13 protein-coding genes and 2 tRNA genes are annotated in these 13,717 nt (G+C 72.7%); 3 read left to right on the plus strand and 12 right to left on the minus strand.

Annotated elements, in window-relative coordinates; all coding sequences use genetic code 11:
• Positions 1 to 31 precede the first annotated feature (31 nt).
• The 7 genes from ABZ716_RS11260 to ABZ716_RS11290 form a co-directional block, all read right to left on the minus strand.
• Positions 32 to 919, minus strand: coding sequence for an amidohydrolase family protein (locus ABZ716_RS11260; protein WP_358809788.1), 888 nt, complete (start codon positions 917 to 919; stop codon positions 32 to 34).
• Complete coding sequence (locus ABZ716_RS11265; protein WP_358809787.1) at positions 897 to 1,235, minus strand: antibiotic biosynthesis monooxygenase; 339 nt, start codon at positions 1,233 to 1,235, stop codon at positions 897 to 899. The genes ABZ716_RS11260 and ABZ716_RS11265 overlap by 23 nt, the downstream gene beginning before the upstream one ends.
• A 112-nt stretch (positions 1,236 to 1,347) precedes the next feature.
• Entirely contained in the window at positions 1,348 to 2,253 is a 906-nt protein-coding gene (locus ABZ716_RS11270; protein WP_358958226.1) for a DUF2797 domain-containing protein, read from the minus strand.
• Positions 2,250 to 2,684 (minus strand): Lrp/AsnC family transcriptional regulator, encoded by a 435-nt coding sequence (locus ABZ716_RS11275; protein ID WP_355971488.1) that lies wholly within the window; start codon positions 2,682 to 2,684, stop codon positions 2,250 to 2,252. Before ABZ716_RS11275 ends, ABZ716_RS11270 begins: the two co-directional genes overlap by 4 nt.
• Before the next feature lie 276 nt (positions 2,685 to 2,960).
• Positions 2,961 to 3,326 carry a PH domain-containing protein gene (locus ABZ716_RS11280; protein WP_351877483.1) on the minus strand — a complete coding sequence of 122 codons (366 nt, stop codon included), beginning with the start codon at positions 3,324 to 3,326 and terminating at the stop codon, positions 2,961 to 2,963.
• Positions 3,327 to 3,533: 207 nt separating this feature from the next.
• Positions 3,534 to 3,606, minus strand: a tRNA-Arg gene (locus tag ABZ716_RS11285).
• 259 nt (positions 3,607 to 3,865) lie between these two features.
• Positions 3,866 to 3,956, minus strand: a tRNA-Ser gene (locus ABZ716_RS11290).
• A 182-nt stretch (positions 3,957 to 4,138) separates the two neighbouring features.
• Here ABZ716_RS11290 and ABZ716_RS11295 point away from each other — a divergent pair.
• The 3 genes from ABZ716_RS11295 (at position 4,139) to ABZ716_RS11305 (ending at position 8,545) form a co-directional block, all read left to right on the plus strand.
• A complete protein-coding gene (locus tag ABZ716_RS11295) occupies positions 4,139 to 4,558 on the plus strand; it encodes an SSI family serine proteinase inhibitor (RefSeq protein ID WP_358809785.1) in 420 nt (139 codons plus the stop codon).
• Positions 4,559 to 4,677: 119 nt separating this feature from the next.
• Positions 4,678 to 7,956: a PAS domain-containing protein gene (locus ABZ716_RS11300; protein WP_358958228.1), complete on the plus strand. Its 3,279-nt coding sequence runs from the start codon at positions 4,678 to 4,680 to the stop codon at positions 7,954 to 7,956.
• Between the two features lie 13 nt (positions 7,957 to 7,969).
• Entirely contained in the window at positions 7,970 to 8,545 is a 576-nt protein-coding gene (locus ABZ716_RS11305) for an antibiotic biosynthesis monooxygenase (protein ID WP_358958231.1), read from the plus strand.
• Positions 8,546 to 8,563: 18 nt separating this feature from the next.
• Here ABZ716_RS11305 and ABZ716_RS11310 read toward each other — a convergent pair whose 3' ends face one another.
• The 5 genes from ABZ716_RS11310 to ABZ716_RS11330 all read right to left on the minus strand — a co-directional run bounded on the left by ABZ716_RS11310 (position 8,564) and on the right by ABZ716_RS11330 (position 13,717).
• Positions 8,564 to 10,213, minus strand: coding sequence for a long-chain fatty acid--CoA ligase (locus ABZ716_RS11310; protein WP_358958233.1), 1,650 nt, complete (start codon positions 10,211 to 10,213; stop codon positions 8,564 to 8,566).
• 185 nt (positions 10,214 to 10,398) lie between these two features.
• Positions 10,399 to 10,932 (minus strand): SigE family RNA polymerase sigma factor, encoded by a 534-nt coding sequence (locus tag ABZ716_RS11315; protein ID WP_358958236.1) that lies wholly within the window; start codon positions 10,930 to 10,932, stop codon positions 10,399 to 10,401.
• A 135-nt stretch (positions 10,933 to 11,067) separates the two neighbouring features.
• Positions 11,068 to 12,234 (minus strand): lipid-transfer protein, encoded by a 1,167-nt coding sequence (locus tag ABZ716_RS11320; protein ID WP_358958239.1) that lies wholly within the window; start codon positions 12,232 to 12,234, stop codon positions 11,068 to 11,070.
• Complete coding sequence (locus tag ABZ716_RS11325; RefSeq protein WP_358958242.1) at positions 12,231 to 12,620, minus strand: MaoC family dehydratase; 390 nt, start codon at positions 12,618 to 12,620, stop codon at positions 12,231 to 12,233. Before ABZ716_RS11325 ends, ABZ716_RS11320 begins: the two co-directional genes overlap by 4 nt.
• On the minus strand, positions 12,617 to 13,717 hold the full coding sequence (locus tag ABZ716_RS11330) for an acyl-CoA dehydrogenase family protein (protein ID WP_358958245.1): 1,101 nt from the start codon (positions 13,715 to 13,717) through the stop codon (positions 12,617 to 12,619). Before ABZ716_RS11330 ends, ABZ716_RS11325 begins: the two co-directional genes overlap by 4 nt.

Below are 13,717 nucleotides of genomic sequence, written 5' to 3' on the forward strand. Positions count from 1 at the left end.
CTGAGAAAGGGATCCCGGCGGTTCGGCCCCCTCAGCCGGGCAGGGAGAAGAGCCGGGCGCCGTTGTCGTGGCAGACCGCGCGCAGCCAGTCGTCCCCCAGTCCGAGCCGTTCGAGGGCCTCCAGCTGGTGCTCGTAGGGGTAGGGGATGTTCGGGAAGTCGGTGCCCAGCAGGATGCGGTCCCCGAGGCCGGCGAGCCTTCCGAGGTCCGGGGGCGGAAAGCCGCTGAACTGCTCGGAGAAGTCCGTGAAGGCCATGGTCGTATCGAGCCGCACCTCGGGGTACCGGTCGGCCAGGTCCAGGAACTCGGCGTACTCGGGCATCCCCATGTGGGCGACGATCAGCGGCAGCCGGGGGTGGCGGGCCAGCAGCCGGGAGACCGGCCCGGGCCCGGTGTGCCGACCTGCCACGGGCCCGGAGCCGCAGTGGACCACGACGGGGATGCCCGCCTCGGCCAGCAGCCCCCACACCGGGTCGAGCAGGGTGTCGTTCGGGTCGTACGCGCCGACCTGGAGGTGCGCCTTGAACACCCGGGCCCCCCGCTCCACGGCCCGCGCCGTGTAGGCGGCCGCGTCCTCTTCGGGGAAGAAGGTGGCGGTGTGCAGGCAGTCGGGGGTGCGGGCGGCGAAGTCCTCGGCCCAGGCGTTGAGCCAGGCGGCCATCGCGGGCTTGTGCGGGTAGAGCATCGAGGTGAACGCCCGGACGCCGAACTCCCGCAGCAGCGCCACCCGCTGCTCCTCCTCGTGGCGGTAGGTGATGGGCCAGGTGACGCCGGTCAGCGGGCCGGCGGCGTCGAAGTAGTCCCACACCTTCCGCATCACCCGGTCCGGCATGAAGTGCGTGTGCACGTCCACCAGACCGGGCAGGCCCAGCCGCTCGCGGAAGGCGCGGACGGTCTCAGCCGTTGCGGACAAAGCCATGGCTCCGCTCGACCGTCGCCACGTGCAGGGTGTAGCTCTCGTACCAGTGCTCACGACCGTGCTTCATGGCGGCCTGGTGCTCCATCTGCGTGCGCCACGCGCCCAGGGACTCGTGGTCGCGGAAGTAGGCGACGGTGATGCCGAGACCTCCGGGGGTGCGCGCGGACTCGTAGCCGAGGAAGCCGGGGTTCTCCCGGACGAGCTCGTTCATCCGGGCGCTGGTCTCGGGATATCCGCTGTCGTCGGGGGTGCGGACATTGCTGAATACGGCCATGACATAAGGCGGTTCGAACGCCTGCACGGGCTGAAGGCTCATGCCCTCACCCTCCGCGGCAGCCCCGTGGCATGTCCACCGGATTCCGCCACGGAAGCCCAAAGGGATCCAAGTTTTGACCTTCACACGGAGCGCGACCCCGCCCCCCTCCCTCTCAGAAAAGCCCTTCCTGTCCCTCCGGCCCGGCCGCCCCCACGGGCGGGGTGACGGCCGCGAGCGGGGCGTCGGTCACCGCGCCCGCGGGAGCGGCGGCCAGCTCCCAGCCGGCCAGCAGGCGGGTGTCCACCACCATCCCGTCCGCGAGGTGCAGATCCGGCCCCGCGGCCCCCGCCAGCACCCCCGCGACGGCCGCGCCGGGCAGCAGCTCCGCGACCACCCGGCCCGGGACGGGCAGTCCGGCCAGCCCGAACGCCCCCGCGTGGTCGGTGACCGCGCACCCCAGCCGCTCCAGCGACTCCGGCCACCCCTCCAGCCCCGCCGCCCGGGTGTGCAGCTCCGCCACCTCCCGCGCCCGCTCCGCCTCCGACGGCAGCCCGGCGCGTACCGCGCGCTTGCGGGCGTAGGCGATCCGGTCGGGCACCCCGAGGGCGGCGCGCAGCAGTTCCTCGGTCCGCCGCGCCGCCATCAGCGGCCCGCGCCCCAGCCAGGCCCAGGTCACCGCCCCCTGCTCCAGCAGCCGGGCGGTGCCGCGCTCCTCCGCGGTGATGCCCACTTTGACCATCCCGGGCCCGAACCACGCGAGGTACACCCGGTACGGCCGCGGGTCGGCGGCATGGGTGTCGGCGGCCACCGAGAAGGACCGGTCCAACCGGGCGCACTCGGGGCACTGCGCACTCCCGGCCCTCCCCGGCACGGTCCGGGCCGCCGGACACGGGGTCCGCTTGCCGGCCCGCCACACCCCCAGGCAATGCCGCCGGCCCACGGCGACGAAGGCCAGCCGCTGCCCGTAGGAGAGCGAGCTGGAGCGCTCCCCGCCCCCGGGCCGGTACCACCCGATGGCGGGCCGCCCCGCGCTCCACCGGATCCCGGTGCACTGCCAGCCCCCGGCGGAAGCGGTCACAGGGGCAGCGGCCGCTCGAAGAAGGTCTCCAGGACCACGGTCGCCTGCGTCCCACTGACCCCGTCGATGGCATAGAGGCGACGCAGCACGTCCTGGAGCTGCCCGGTGGTGGCCGTACGCACCTTCACCAGGACGGAAGCGCTGCCGGCGATGATGTGCGCCTCCTGGATCTCCGGGATGGCCGCGAAGTCCCCGGCCGACTCACCCATCCAGGCGTTGGAGTCGACCATCACATAGGCCAGGACCCCGTTGCCCACGGCCACCGGATCCACCTCGACCGTGGTCCGCCGGATCACCCCGCGTTCCCGCAGTTTGCGCACCCGCTCATGGGTCGCCCCGGCGGAGAGCCCCACGGCCGTACCCAGGGCCGCGTAGGACTGCCCCGCATCCTCTTGCAGCCGCAGGAGCAGCGCCCGGTCGATGTCGTCCACGCGATCTTCCTTCCAGGGGCCCGTCACCCTGGCGAAGACGGTACTCGATCCTGCAATCTCACCCTCTCACCGAACACCATTCGGTCCACTGCCCCCAAGGGGAATCATGTTGGCCGCCTGGCGCCAGTTGGTGTGGAGCGGCATGCCGGACGTCCAGGTCTCTCCCCCGACGAGAGCGAGCCGCACGCGGCCGGCACCCGCGCGGGACACGTCCACGCCTTCGAGGTCGGCGACGACGGCACCCTGAGTGAGGATCCCGTCGGCGCGGGACTGCGGCTAGCGCGCGACGAACTGCGTCAGGACCGCCTGCATCTCGTAGATGTCCACACCCTTGGTGAAGGTCTTCTCGATGGGCGCCGCGCTGCCGGAGATCCATATCTTGAGCTCGGCGTCGAGGTCGAAATGGCCGGCGGTCTCCACCGAGAAGTGAGTGATGCTCCGGTAGGGGATGGAGTGGTACTCCACCTTCTTGCCCGTCAGCCCCTGCTTGTCGACGAACACCAGCCGCCGGTCGGTGAACAGGATCGTGTCGCGCACCAGCAGGTACGCGGCGTACACCTGCTCCCCCTGCCCCAGCAGCCGCGCGTAGTCGCGCTGCGCCGACATCGGATCAACGGTGTGCGCGTTGCCGAACAGTCCCATGAGAGTCCCCCCGATCAAGCTTCGAACGATCTCCGAAAACCGTAACGGCCGAACTCCCTGGTCCACGTCCCCCGCAGGAGCCATCCCGCCCCTGAGCCCTCCCGGGGGACCCCCTCCCCCTGAGGTACTGGACGCCCGCGCCCCCGGCCACCCACCAGGGCATACGCAAGAGGCCCTCAGGATCTCTCCTGAGGGCCTCTCCGGCTGTGCACTCGGCAGGATTCGAACCTGCAACCTTCTGATCCGTAGTCAGATGCTCTATCCGTTAAGCTACGAGTGCTTGGGCTTCCCGGGGTTTTTCGCCCCGTTGGCCTTGCGAGAACAACAATACATGGACCTCGCCGGGACGCGAAATCCATTAGCCACACAGGCCCTGACCTGCGGAAACGTCCCAGATGAAGATCATCTGGCCCGAGCGGAACGCCTTGGCGGAGCCCCGCTGGGTACCCAGGAGGGGCCGTCCCAAACCCGCAGACCCGCTTTCGGGAGCTGAACGCACCGAAGCCCCGGTCCAGACGGACCGGGGCTTCGGTGAGGTGCGGAGGCGGAGGGATTTGAACCCTCGATGGGGTGTAAGCCCCAAACCGCATTAGCAGTGCGGCGCCATAGACCGGACTAGGCGACGCCTCCAGCACACCCTCGCGAGAGGGTGCGTGCAGATGATGACACAGCCGCAGGGCCGGTCACCAATCCGCTCCCACGGTACAAGGAGGCGGGCCCGCAGGGCAAAGCCTTAAGCCCGCTGCGTCGCAACGTCCGGGCGGCCGGATCGTTGGTGAGGCGTACGACGTACGGACGACCTGGAGTGCCCCATGCTGCGTCTCGCCGCCTTCGCCGTCACCTCCGCGCTGGCCGCAGCGGCCGCCGGACCCCTGCCGCCCCTGCCCCTGGGCCGGCTGCTGGCTCCCCCCGACCGGCTCACGATCGACATCTCCAAGGCGGGCAGCCTCGACGGCCGCTACCGCCTCGACTGCCGCCCCGTCGGCGGCGACCACCCCAAGGCCGAGGAGGCGTGCGCCCGCCTCGACACGCTCGCGAAGCAGGGGAAGGACCCCTTCGCCCCCGTGCCGAAGACCGCCATGTGCACCTTCCAGAGCGGGGGACCGGCCACCGCCCACGTCACGGGAACGTGGCACGGACTGAAGGTGGACAGCTGGTTCGGACGCGCGAACGGATGCGACATCGCCCGCTGGAACAACCTGGAACCTGTGCTTCCGACTGCGGGTGCCTGACCAGGGAGGATGCGGCGGATGCGCGGTTTCCCCCGTTCATCCACCCCCTCGCCCCGGGACGGTGCCCTTAGACTCCTCCCGTGACATGCCGGTAGTCGTGGTCAGGGAGGACGCTCGTCGTGAGCAGCAGGCCATCCCGAGGCGCTGCTCGCCTCGCAGCAATACTCGACGCGCTTCCGGACGCGCTGTTGCTCGTCAATGCCAACGGCACGGTCGTCAACGCGAATTCGATCGCCCTTGAGGTCATGGAGAGCCCCGGCACCGGTCTGGTCGGCCGTGGCGTGCTCGACCTGTTCCCGGAGTTCGACTCCAAACTGATCCCCGGTTCGATGCGCCGCCCCGGTGACGAGCTGACCGGCCGCTCCAAACCCCAGCGGATGACCGCGCGCCGCACGGACGGCAGCGAGTTCCCCGTCGAGGTCACCAGCGCCCATCTCGACGGCCGTGACGCCTACCGCGAGCCCCAGCCGTACACCGGCGACGAACTGCTGATGCTGGTCGTGCGGGACCTCACCGAGGCCGTGGACACCGAGGCCGAGCTGGCCCGTTCCCAGCGGCAGACCGAGATGATCCTGCGCGCCGCCGCCGAGGGTGTCGTGGGCACGGACACCGAGGGCCGGGTGGTCCTGGTCAACCCGGCCGCCGCCCAGATCCTCGGCTACCGCGCCACCGACCTCGGCAACCGCGAGCTGCACGGGCTGATCCAGCACTCGCGCGCCGACGGCTCCCCCTTCCCCTTCGACGAGTCCCCGCTGGCCGACACCCTGCGCAGCGGGCGCAAGCACCGGGTCCGCGGCCAGGTGCTGTGGAACAAGGCCGGCCAGCCCGTCGCCGTCGACCTGACCACCTCGCCCGTCCGGGACGGGGACGTGCTGGTCGGCGCCGTCATGACCTTCACCGACCGGCGCCCCTACGACGCGCTCGCCGCCCGCCACGCCCAGCTCGTGGCGGTGCTCGGGGACTCGCTGCGCGGGCCGCTGGAGGAGCTGCGCGGGGAGCTGGCCACGCTGGCCGCCGACGACGGCGGACAGCTGTGGCCCGAGGCCAACCAGCTGCTGCACCATCTGGCCGCCGGATACGCGCGGATGACCACTCTGGTGGACAACGTGCTCGGCTACCAGCGCCTGGACGCGGGCAGCGAGAAGCTCAAGAAGCAGAACGTCCTGATCAACGAGGTCGTCAAGGCGGGTATCGACGGCGCGGTCGAGCTGATCGGCCCCGGCCGGGTGCAGTTCGCCGTCCACGCCCCGACCATCGAGGCCGAGGTGGACGCCGAGCGCGTCGCGACCGCGCTGGCGCACCTGGTCGCGGACGTCGCCGGCGTCGACGCCACCGGCAAGACCCGCCAGGGCAGCGGCTACAGCGACTCCACCATCGTGGTGGCCGCGGCGCAGCGCGGCGAGGTCGTACGGATCGAGGTGCGCGGCCCCTACGAGGGCGGCCACCCCGTGCACGAGCCGATCGTGCGGGGCGTCGTCACCGCGCACGGCGGGCTCCTGCAGACGGTGGAGGTACCCGGGGCTCCGGGCGGCGCGTACGTGCTGGAACTGCCGCTGGGCGCGGGGGCCGGGACGGTGGAGCTGCCCGAGTCCGCACCGCAGGCGGCGGCCGAACCCGAGGCCGCCCCGGCCACCGTCTCCGGCGGCCGGCGGGGCCGGCGCGGAGTTGACGCCTTCCTGGAGGACGGCACCCGCGAGGCGCAGCCCGTGGGGGCGCGCGAGGGCGCAGGCGCGCTGGCGCTGCCGTCCGGGCGGAGTCCGGGCGACGGTGAGTTCCCCGGCCAGGACGGCCGGGCTGCCGGTTCGGGCCCGGCGGAACTCGCGCAGTCCCCGGTGAACCCGGCAGGGCTCGGCACCGGGCGCCGACGGGGCCGTGACGGCGACGGCGGCGCGGACTCCGGTCCGCCCGGTGCCGGCCGGCCCGTACCCCCGCAGGGCACCGCCATGCCCGCGCTCCCGTCCGTACCGGCCGTTCCTCCCGTGCCGGTGACCGAGCATCCGGCCGGGCGCCGTCGTGCGCTGGGTGCGGCGGCGGCGCCCGCGCAGCCCGGCGGCCCGGTGCCCGCGACCGGTCTCACGGCCCCCGCCGCCCCCCGGATCGCGCCCGAAGGCGGCTTCGCGCTGCCCGCCGGACCGGCCGCGAGCGCCGCCCCCGCCCAGGCGGCCACGGCCGCTTCCGCCGAGGCCGATGCCGAGGGGCCGGGCGGACGCCGTGCCCGCCGGGTGCTCGGCGCACCCGGCGCTCCCGAACCGCAGGCGCCCGCCGCGCCCGGCGGCGGCGCGGAGCCCTCGCTTCCCACCGGGCGGCGCCGTGCGCTGCCCGCGACCCCCGCCTGGCCCGTTCCGGCGGCCCGTACCGCGCCCGAGGACGCCGAGACGGCGGCGGCTGCCGTGCCCGGCGCCCGGCAGCCCGGGGACGCCACGGCGGGCGGCCAGCCGATCAGCGTGCGCGCGCTCGGCACCCTGGGCCAGGGCATCTCCGTGGACGCGTCCGGTCCCGGCGGGTCGGGGTCCGGGCGGCGCCGCCGGCTCTCCGAACCGGCGCCCCAGGGGCGGGCCTTCGCCATAGGCGCCCCCGAGGCGGGCGCCGCCGAGGGCCCGGAGCCGCTCGACGGGCCCGGAGGCGCGGTCGAGGTGGTCAACCGTCCCGTGCCGCGTCCCGTGGACGACGAGCTTCCGCCCGAGCCGCTGGACAACCCGCGCCGGCTGCTGGTGTGGCCCGCGCCGGACCCGCAGACGCAGCAGGCGCTCAGCGAGCGTGGCTACCGTCCGGTGGTCGTGCACTCCCGTGAGGAGGTGGACGCGCAGATCGCGGCCTTCCCCGCCGCCCTGTTCGTCGACCCGCTGACGGGGCCGATCACCCGGACCGCCCTGCAGTCCCTGCGGCAGGCCGCGGTGGCCGCCGAGGTGCCCGTACTGGTTACGGCCGGGCTGGGGCACGCCACACGCGAGGCGGCGTACGGTGCCGATCCGGCCGTCCTCCTCAAGGCGCTCGCGCCGCGCGACAGCGAGCAGCACCCCTCCCGCGTGCTGCTGATCGAGGAGCACGACGAGGTCGCCACCGCGCTGACGGCCGCGCTGGAGCGGCGCGGTCTCCAGGTCGCGCGGGCGGGCGCGGACACCGACGCCGTGGAACTGGCGACGCGGATACGGCCCAACCTGGTGGTCATGGACCTCATGCAGGTACGGCGCCGGCGGGCCGGGATCGTGGACTGGCTGCGCGCCAACGGGCAGCTGAACCGCACCCCGCTGGTCGTCTACACGGCCACCGGGATCGAACCGGGCGACCGGCCGCGGCTGGCCTCCGGGGAGAGCGTGCTGTTCCTCGCCGAGCGGTCCAACACCGCGGACGTGCAGGGCCGCATCGTGGACCTCCTGGCCAAGATCGGCACCAACTAGCCATCCTGGTCCGATGGCCATCACCGACACGACCGAGCACACCGTTCCCGCCGACAACGGGGAGGTGAGCCTGCTCATCGCACGTCAGGTGGAGCCTGGCTACGAGGAGGCGTTCGAGAGCTGGGCGCGCGGCATCCTGGAGACCGCCGCACGCTTCCCGGACCACCTCGGCTACGGACTGTTCCGGCCCGCGGCCGAGGGCGCTCCGTGGTTCCTCGTCCACCGCTTCCGCGACCAGGCGGCGTTCCAGCGGTGGCAGGACTCGCCCGAGCGGGCCGAGTGGTTCGCCAACTGCGAGGGCCACCACCACACCGAGATAGCCCGGCGCGAGCTGCACGGCATGGAGACCTGGTTCGCCAAACCGGGTACGACCCGGCCCGCGCCGCCGCGCTGGAAGATGGCGATCAGCTCCGGGCTGGCCATCTTCCCGATCTCGCTGCTCGGCAACGCATTGCTCGGGCCGTACCTGGTGAACGTGCACGTCGTGCTGCGGACGGCCGCCTTCGCGGCCGTCTTCAGCACCCTGATGACGTATGTGGCCATGCCCGCCGTCAGCCGGCTGCTGCGGTCCTGGCTGACACGCCGCTGAGGCGCGGGCCCCGAGGGCCTAGGCGAGGGTGGTGACGTCCAGCTCGCCGTCGGCGTACTGCTTGCGGATCACCTTCTTGTCGAACTTGCCGACGCTGGTCTTCGGTACGGCTTCGACGAAGGTCCAGCGCTCCGGCAGCTGCCACTTGGCGATGGAGCGGGCGAGGAAGGCCCGCAGTCCCGCGTAGTCGGCCGTGGCGCCCTCCTTGAGGACGACCGTGGCCAGGGGGCGTTCGCCCCACCTCTCGTCGGGGACGGCGACGACGGCGGCCTCCGCGACCTCAGGGTGTGCCATCAGCGCGTTCTCCAGCTCCACGCTGGAGATCCACTCCCCGCCGGACTTGATGACGTCCTTGGCCCGGTCGGTGAGGGTGAGGAAGCCGTCGGCGCTGATCACGCCGACGTCCCCGGTCTTGAGCCAGCCGTCGGCGCTGAACTTGTCCCCGGGCCGCAGCGGTTCGCCGGACGCACCGCCGTAGTAGGCACCGGCGATCCAGTTGCCGCGGACCTCCAGCTCGCCCGCGGACTCCCCGTCCCAGGGCAGGACGTCGCCGGCGGGCCCGATGAGACGGGCCTCGACGCCGGCGGGGAAGCGGCCCTGGGTGACGCGGTAGGGCCACTCCTCCTCCGCCGTGAGCCCGGCCGGCGGGTGCGCCATGGTGCCCAGCGGGGAGGTCTCCGTCATGCCCCAGGCGTGGCAGAGGCGGACGCCGAGCTTGTCGTACGCCTCCATCAGGGAGGGCGGACAGGCCGCGCCGCCGATGGTGACCTGCTTCATCGAGGTCAGGTCACGCGGGTGGGCGGTGACCTCGGCGAGCAGTCCCTGCCAGATGGTGGGGACGGCCGCGGCGTGGGTGGGCTTCTCCCGCTCGATCATCTCGGCGAGGGGGGCGGGCTGGAGGAAGCGGTCCGGCATCAGCATGTTGATGCCGGTCATGAAGGTGGCGTGGGGCAGGCCCCAGGCGTTCACGTGGAACTGCGGCACCACGATCAGGCTGGTGTCCCGGTCGGTGAGGCCCATCGACTCGGTCATGTTGACCTGCATGGAGTGCAGGTAGACCGAGCGGTGGGAGTAGACGACGCCCTTGGGCTCCCCAGTGGTGCCGGAGGTGTAGCACATGGCCGCCGCCTGGCGCTCGTCCAGCTCGGGCCAGTCGTAGTGCCCGGGACGGCCGTCGAGGAGCTCCTCGTACTCGTGCACCCGTACACCGAGCCCGTCGAGGGCGGAGCGGTCCCCGATGCCCACGACCACGACGTGCTCGACCGTCGGCAGGTGCGGCAGCAGCGGCGCCAGCAGCGGCAGCAGGGTGCCGTTGACCAGGACCACACGGTCGGCCGCGTGGTTGACGATGAAGACCAGCTGCTCCGGGGGCAGCCGCAGGTTGAGCGTGTGCAGGACCGCGCCCATCGAGGGGATCGCGAAGTACGCCTCGACGTGCTCGGAGTTGTTCCACATGAGCGTCGCGACCCGTTCGTCCTGCTGGACTCCGAGTTCGTCACGCAGGGCGTGGGCAAGCCGCGCGGCGCGGACACCGATCTCGGCGAAGCTGCGCCGGTGCGGCTCGGCCTCCCCGGTCCAGGTCGTGACCTGGGACGTTCCGTGAATGGTCGACCCGTGGGCCAGGATCCGCGAGATCAGCAGCGGTACATCCTGCATGGTGCTCAGCAAAGCGTCCTCCCGGTGAGCGCTGCGGCGCTGCGGCGGCTGTCGGATGCTGCCGATTCTGCGCACGTACCGGTCGGCATGTCACTACCCGGGAGTACAAACAGGCTGGTCCGTCACTGTCAGGAGTCGCTCTCTGGCCGATGTTTCACGTGAAACAGCGGGAAACGTGTTTCACGTGAAACAGGGGCTCAGCGCACCGGAGTGAGCTCCGGGTCCTCGCGGAGCTTGACCAGGGCCCGGGAGACGGCGCTCTTGACCGTGCCCACCGAGACCCCGAGCAGTTCGGCGGTCTGCGCCTCACTCAGGTCCTCGTAATAGCGCAGGACGACCATCGCCCGCTGGCGGTCCGGCAGCCGGGTCACCGCCCGCCACATCGCGTCACGCAGCACCTGCGCCTCAGCGGGGTCGCTGAAGGACTGTTCCTCGTTCTCCGGAACTTCCTCGCAGACCAACTCGTCGACCTTGCGTTTGCGCCACTGCGAGGTGCGCGTGTTGACCAGGGCCCGCCGGACGTAACCGTCCAGAGCACGGTGGTCCTCGATGCGGTCCCATGCGACGTAGGTCTTCGCGAGGGCCGTCTGGAGCAGGTCCTCGGCGTCGCAGGGGTTGGCCGTCAGGGAGCGGGCGGTGCGCATCAGGGCCGTGCCACGGGTCCGGACGTACGCCGAGAACGACGGGTACGGCGTCGGGTTCGAGGCGAGCGTGCACACAGGCGTGGTCATGGCTCCACGCTAGGAGCGCGAGCACGCTCCTGGGATCGGCCGCAGGTGCCGAAGCGGGATCCCCCTCAGGTTGTACGGCCAGGCCGCGCCCCACCTCCTGTAGGTGGAGGAGAGCAGGCGCGGCCAGGACCGGAGTCAGAGGCCGGCACCCAGGACCAGCCCGGAGGTCGGTACACCGGTGCCGGCCGTGACGAGGACGTGCCCGGCGCCGGGGAGCTGGTTGACGGAGGTGCCGCGCAGCTGGCGGACGGCTTCGGCGATGCCGTTCATCCCGTGCAGGTACGCCTCTCCGAGCTGCCCGCCGTGGGTGTTGAGCGGGAGCGCGCCGGCGGCCGTGAAGTCCGCGGCCTCACCGGGCCCGCAGAAGCCGAACTCCTCCAGCTGCATCAGGACGAAGGGCGTGAAGTGGTCGTAGAGGATGGCCACGTCGATGTCGGAGGGCCGCAGCCCGCTGGTCCGCCACAGCTGGCGGGCGACCACGCCCATCTCGGGGAGTCCGGTCAGGTCGTCGCGGTAGAAGGAGGTCATCCCCTCCTGGCGCCGGCCCGCGCCCTGGGCGGCCGCGGTGATCACGGCGGGCTTCTGGCGCAGGTCGCGGGCCCGCTCGGCGGTGGTGACGACGAGGGCCTGCCCGCCGTCGGTCTCCTGGCAGCAGTCCAGCAGCCGCAGCGGTTCGACGATCCAGCGGGACGCGGCGTGGTCGGCGAGGGTGATGGGCTTGCCGTGGAAGTACGCGGCGGGGTTGTTGGCGGCGTACCTGCGGCCGGTGACGGCGACGTGCCCGAAGACCTCGGGGGTGAGCTGGTAGGTGTGGAGGTAGCGCTGGGCGGTCATGGCCACCCAGGACGCGGGAGTGAGCAGCCCCCAGGGCAGGGACCAGCCGAGGGCCGCGCCCTCCGCCGAGGGCTCGCGCTGCTGGACGCCGGAACCGAAGCGGCGACCGGAGCGCTCGTTGAAGGCCCGGTAGCAGACGACGACCTCGGCGACCCCGGTGGCGACGGCGAGGGCGGCCTGCTGCACGGTGGCGCAGGCCGCGCCGCCCCCGTAGTGGATGCGGGAGAAGAAGGAGAGCTCGCCGATGCCGGCGGCCTGGGCCACGGTGATCTCGGGGCTGGTGTCCATCGTGAAGGTGACCATGCCGTCGACGTCGGCGGGGGTGAGCCCGGCGTCGTCGAGGGCCGCGTGCACCGCCTCGACGGCGAGTTTGAGCTCGCTGCGGCCGGAGTCCTTGGAGAACTCCGTCGCACCGATGCCGGCGATGGCGGCGCGGCCGCCCAGGTCGTCGCGGAGACGGACGCTCATGCGCCGGCCCCCAGGGTGACGGTCACGGTACCCGTGACGTGGTGGCCGAGGCGGTTGGCGCCGACGACCCGGATCTCGGCGGTGTCCCCCTCCCGGGCGGTGACGGTGCCGGTGAGGGTCATGGTGTCGCCCGGGTAGTTCGGGGCGCCGAGGCGGATGGCCACCTTGCGCAGGACGGCGTCCGGTCCGAGGTGGTCGGTGATGTAGCGGCCGACGAGACCGTTGGTGGTCAGGATGTTCATGAAGATGTCCGGGGAGCCCTTCTCGCGGGCGAGTTCCACGTCGTGGTGCACGTCCTGGTAGTCGCGGGAGGCGATGGCGGCCGCCACGATCAGGGTGCGGGTGACCGGGATCTCCAGCGGCGGCAGTGCGTCACCGACGTTCATGCGGCCTCCCCTTCCTGCTCTGCCCCGGGCATGAGGTCCCCCTCGGGCATGGGCTTCTCCTCGGATGTGGGCTCGCCCTCGGATATGAGCGCTCCGAGCGCGGACAGCAGCTCGCTGCCGCAGCCCAGGTAGGCGTCCAGCTGGCGCCCCCACAGGAAGTGGCGGTGGACGGGGTGGTCCAGGTCGGCGCCCATGCCGCCGTGCAGGTGCTGGCCCGCGTGGACCACCCGCTTGCCCGCCTCCGAGGCCCACCAGGCCGCCGTGAGGGCGTGTTCGCGGGCCGGGAGCCCTTCGTCGATGCGCCAGGCGGCCTCGTACGCGGTCACCCGGATGGCCTCGGTGTCCATGTGGGCGTCGGCCGCGCGCAGCATGACCCCCTGGTTCGTGGAGAGCGGACGGCCGAACTGCTCGCGGGTGGAGGTGTGCTCGACGGCGCGGGCGAGCGAGCCGGCGCAGACCCCGGCCTGGAGCCCGGCGAAGGCGGTCCGGGCGGCGGCCAGGACGGCGTCGTAGGCGTCCGGGCCGCCGAGCCGTTCCGCCGGGGCGCCGGTCAGGGCGAGGCTCGCCGCCGACCAGGGGGCGGTCGTCTCCACCGGCCGGGTCGCCACGCCGGGCGCGTCCGTCCGTACGAGCCACAGCGTGTGGTCGCGGTCCGGGACCAGGACGTGCGTGGCGTCGCGCAGCCAGGGCACTGCGGGAGCGGTGCCGGTGAGGTGGCCGTCGGGTGTGGCGGTGACCGTCCGGCGGGCGGGGAAGGCCCCGGTGGCGACGGCCTCGCCGGATCCGAGGGCGGGCAGCAGGCGGGCACGCTGTTCGGGGCTGCCGTGCACCGCCACGGGCAGGACGCCGTAGGCGCAGGTGGCGGCGTACGGGACCTGGGCGGTGGTGCGGCCTTGCTCTTCCAGGAGGAGGACCAGGCCGAGAAGGCCGAGCTCTTCGACGGCGGTGGTCAGGCCGGCGGCCGTGAGGGCCTTCCACAGTGCGGCGTCGCTTCCGGTGCCGGCCGCGGCGAGGCGCTCGTGGGTGGCGAGGTCGCGGAAGATCCGGGCGGCCAGGGCGGTTGCCGCGGCCTGTTCCTCGGTGGGGCGGAAGTCCAT

Source organism: Streptomyces sp. NPDC006687 (genome assembly GCF_040636215.1).
In the GTDB taxonomy this organism is placed as follows: domain Bacteria; phylum Actinomycetota; class Actinomycetes; order Streptomycetales; family Streptomycetaceae; genus Streptomyces.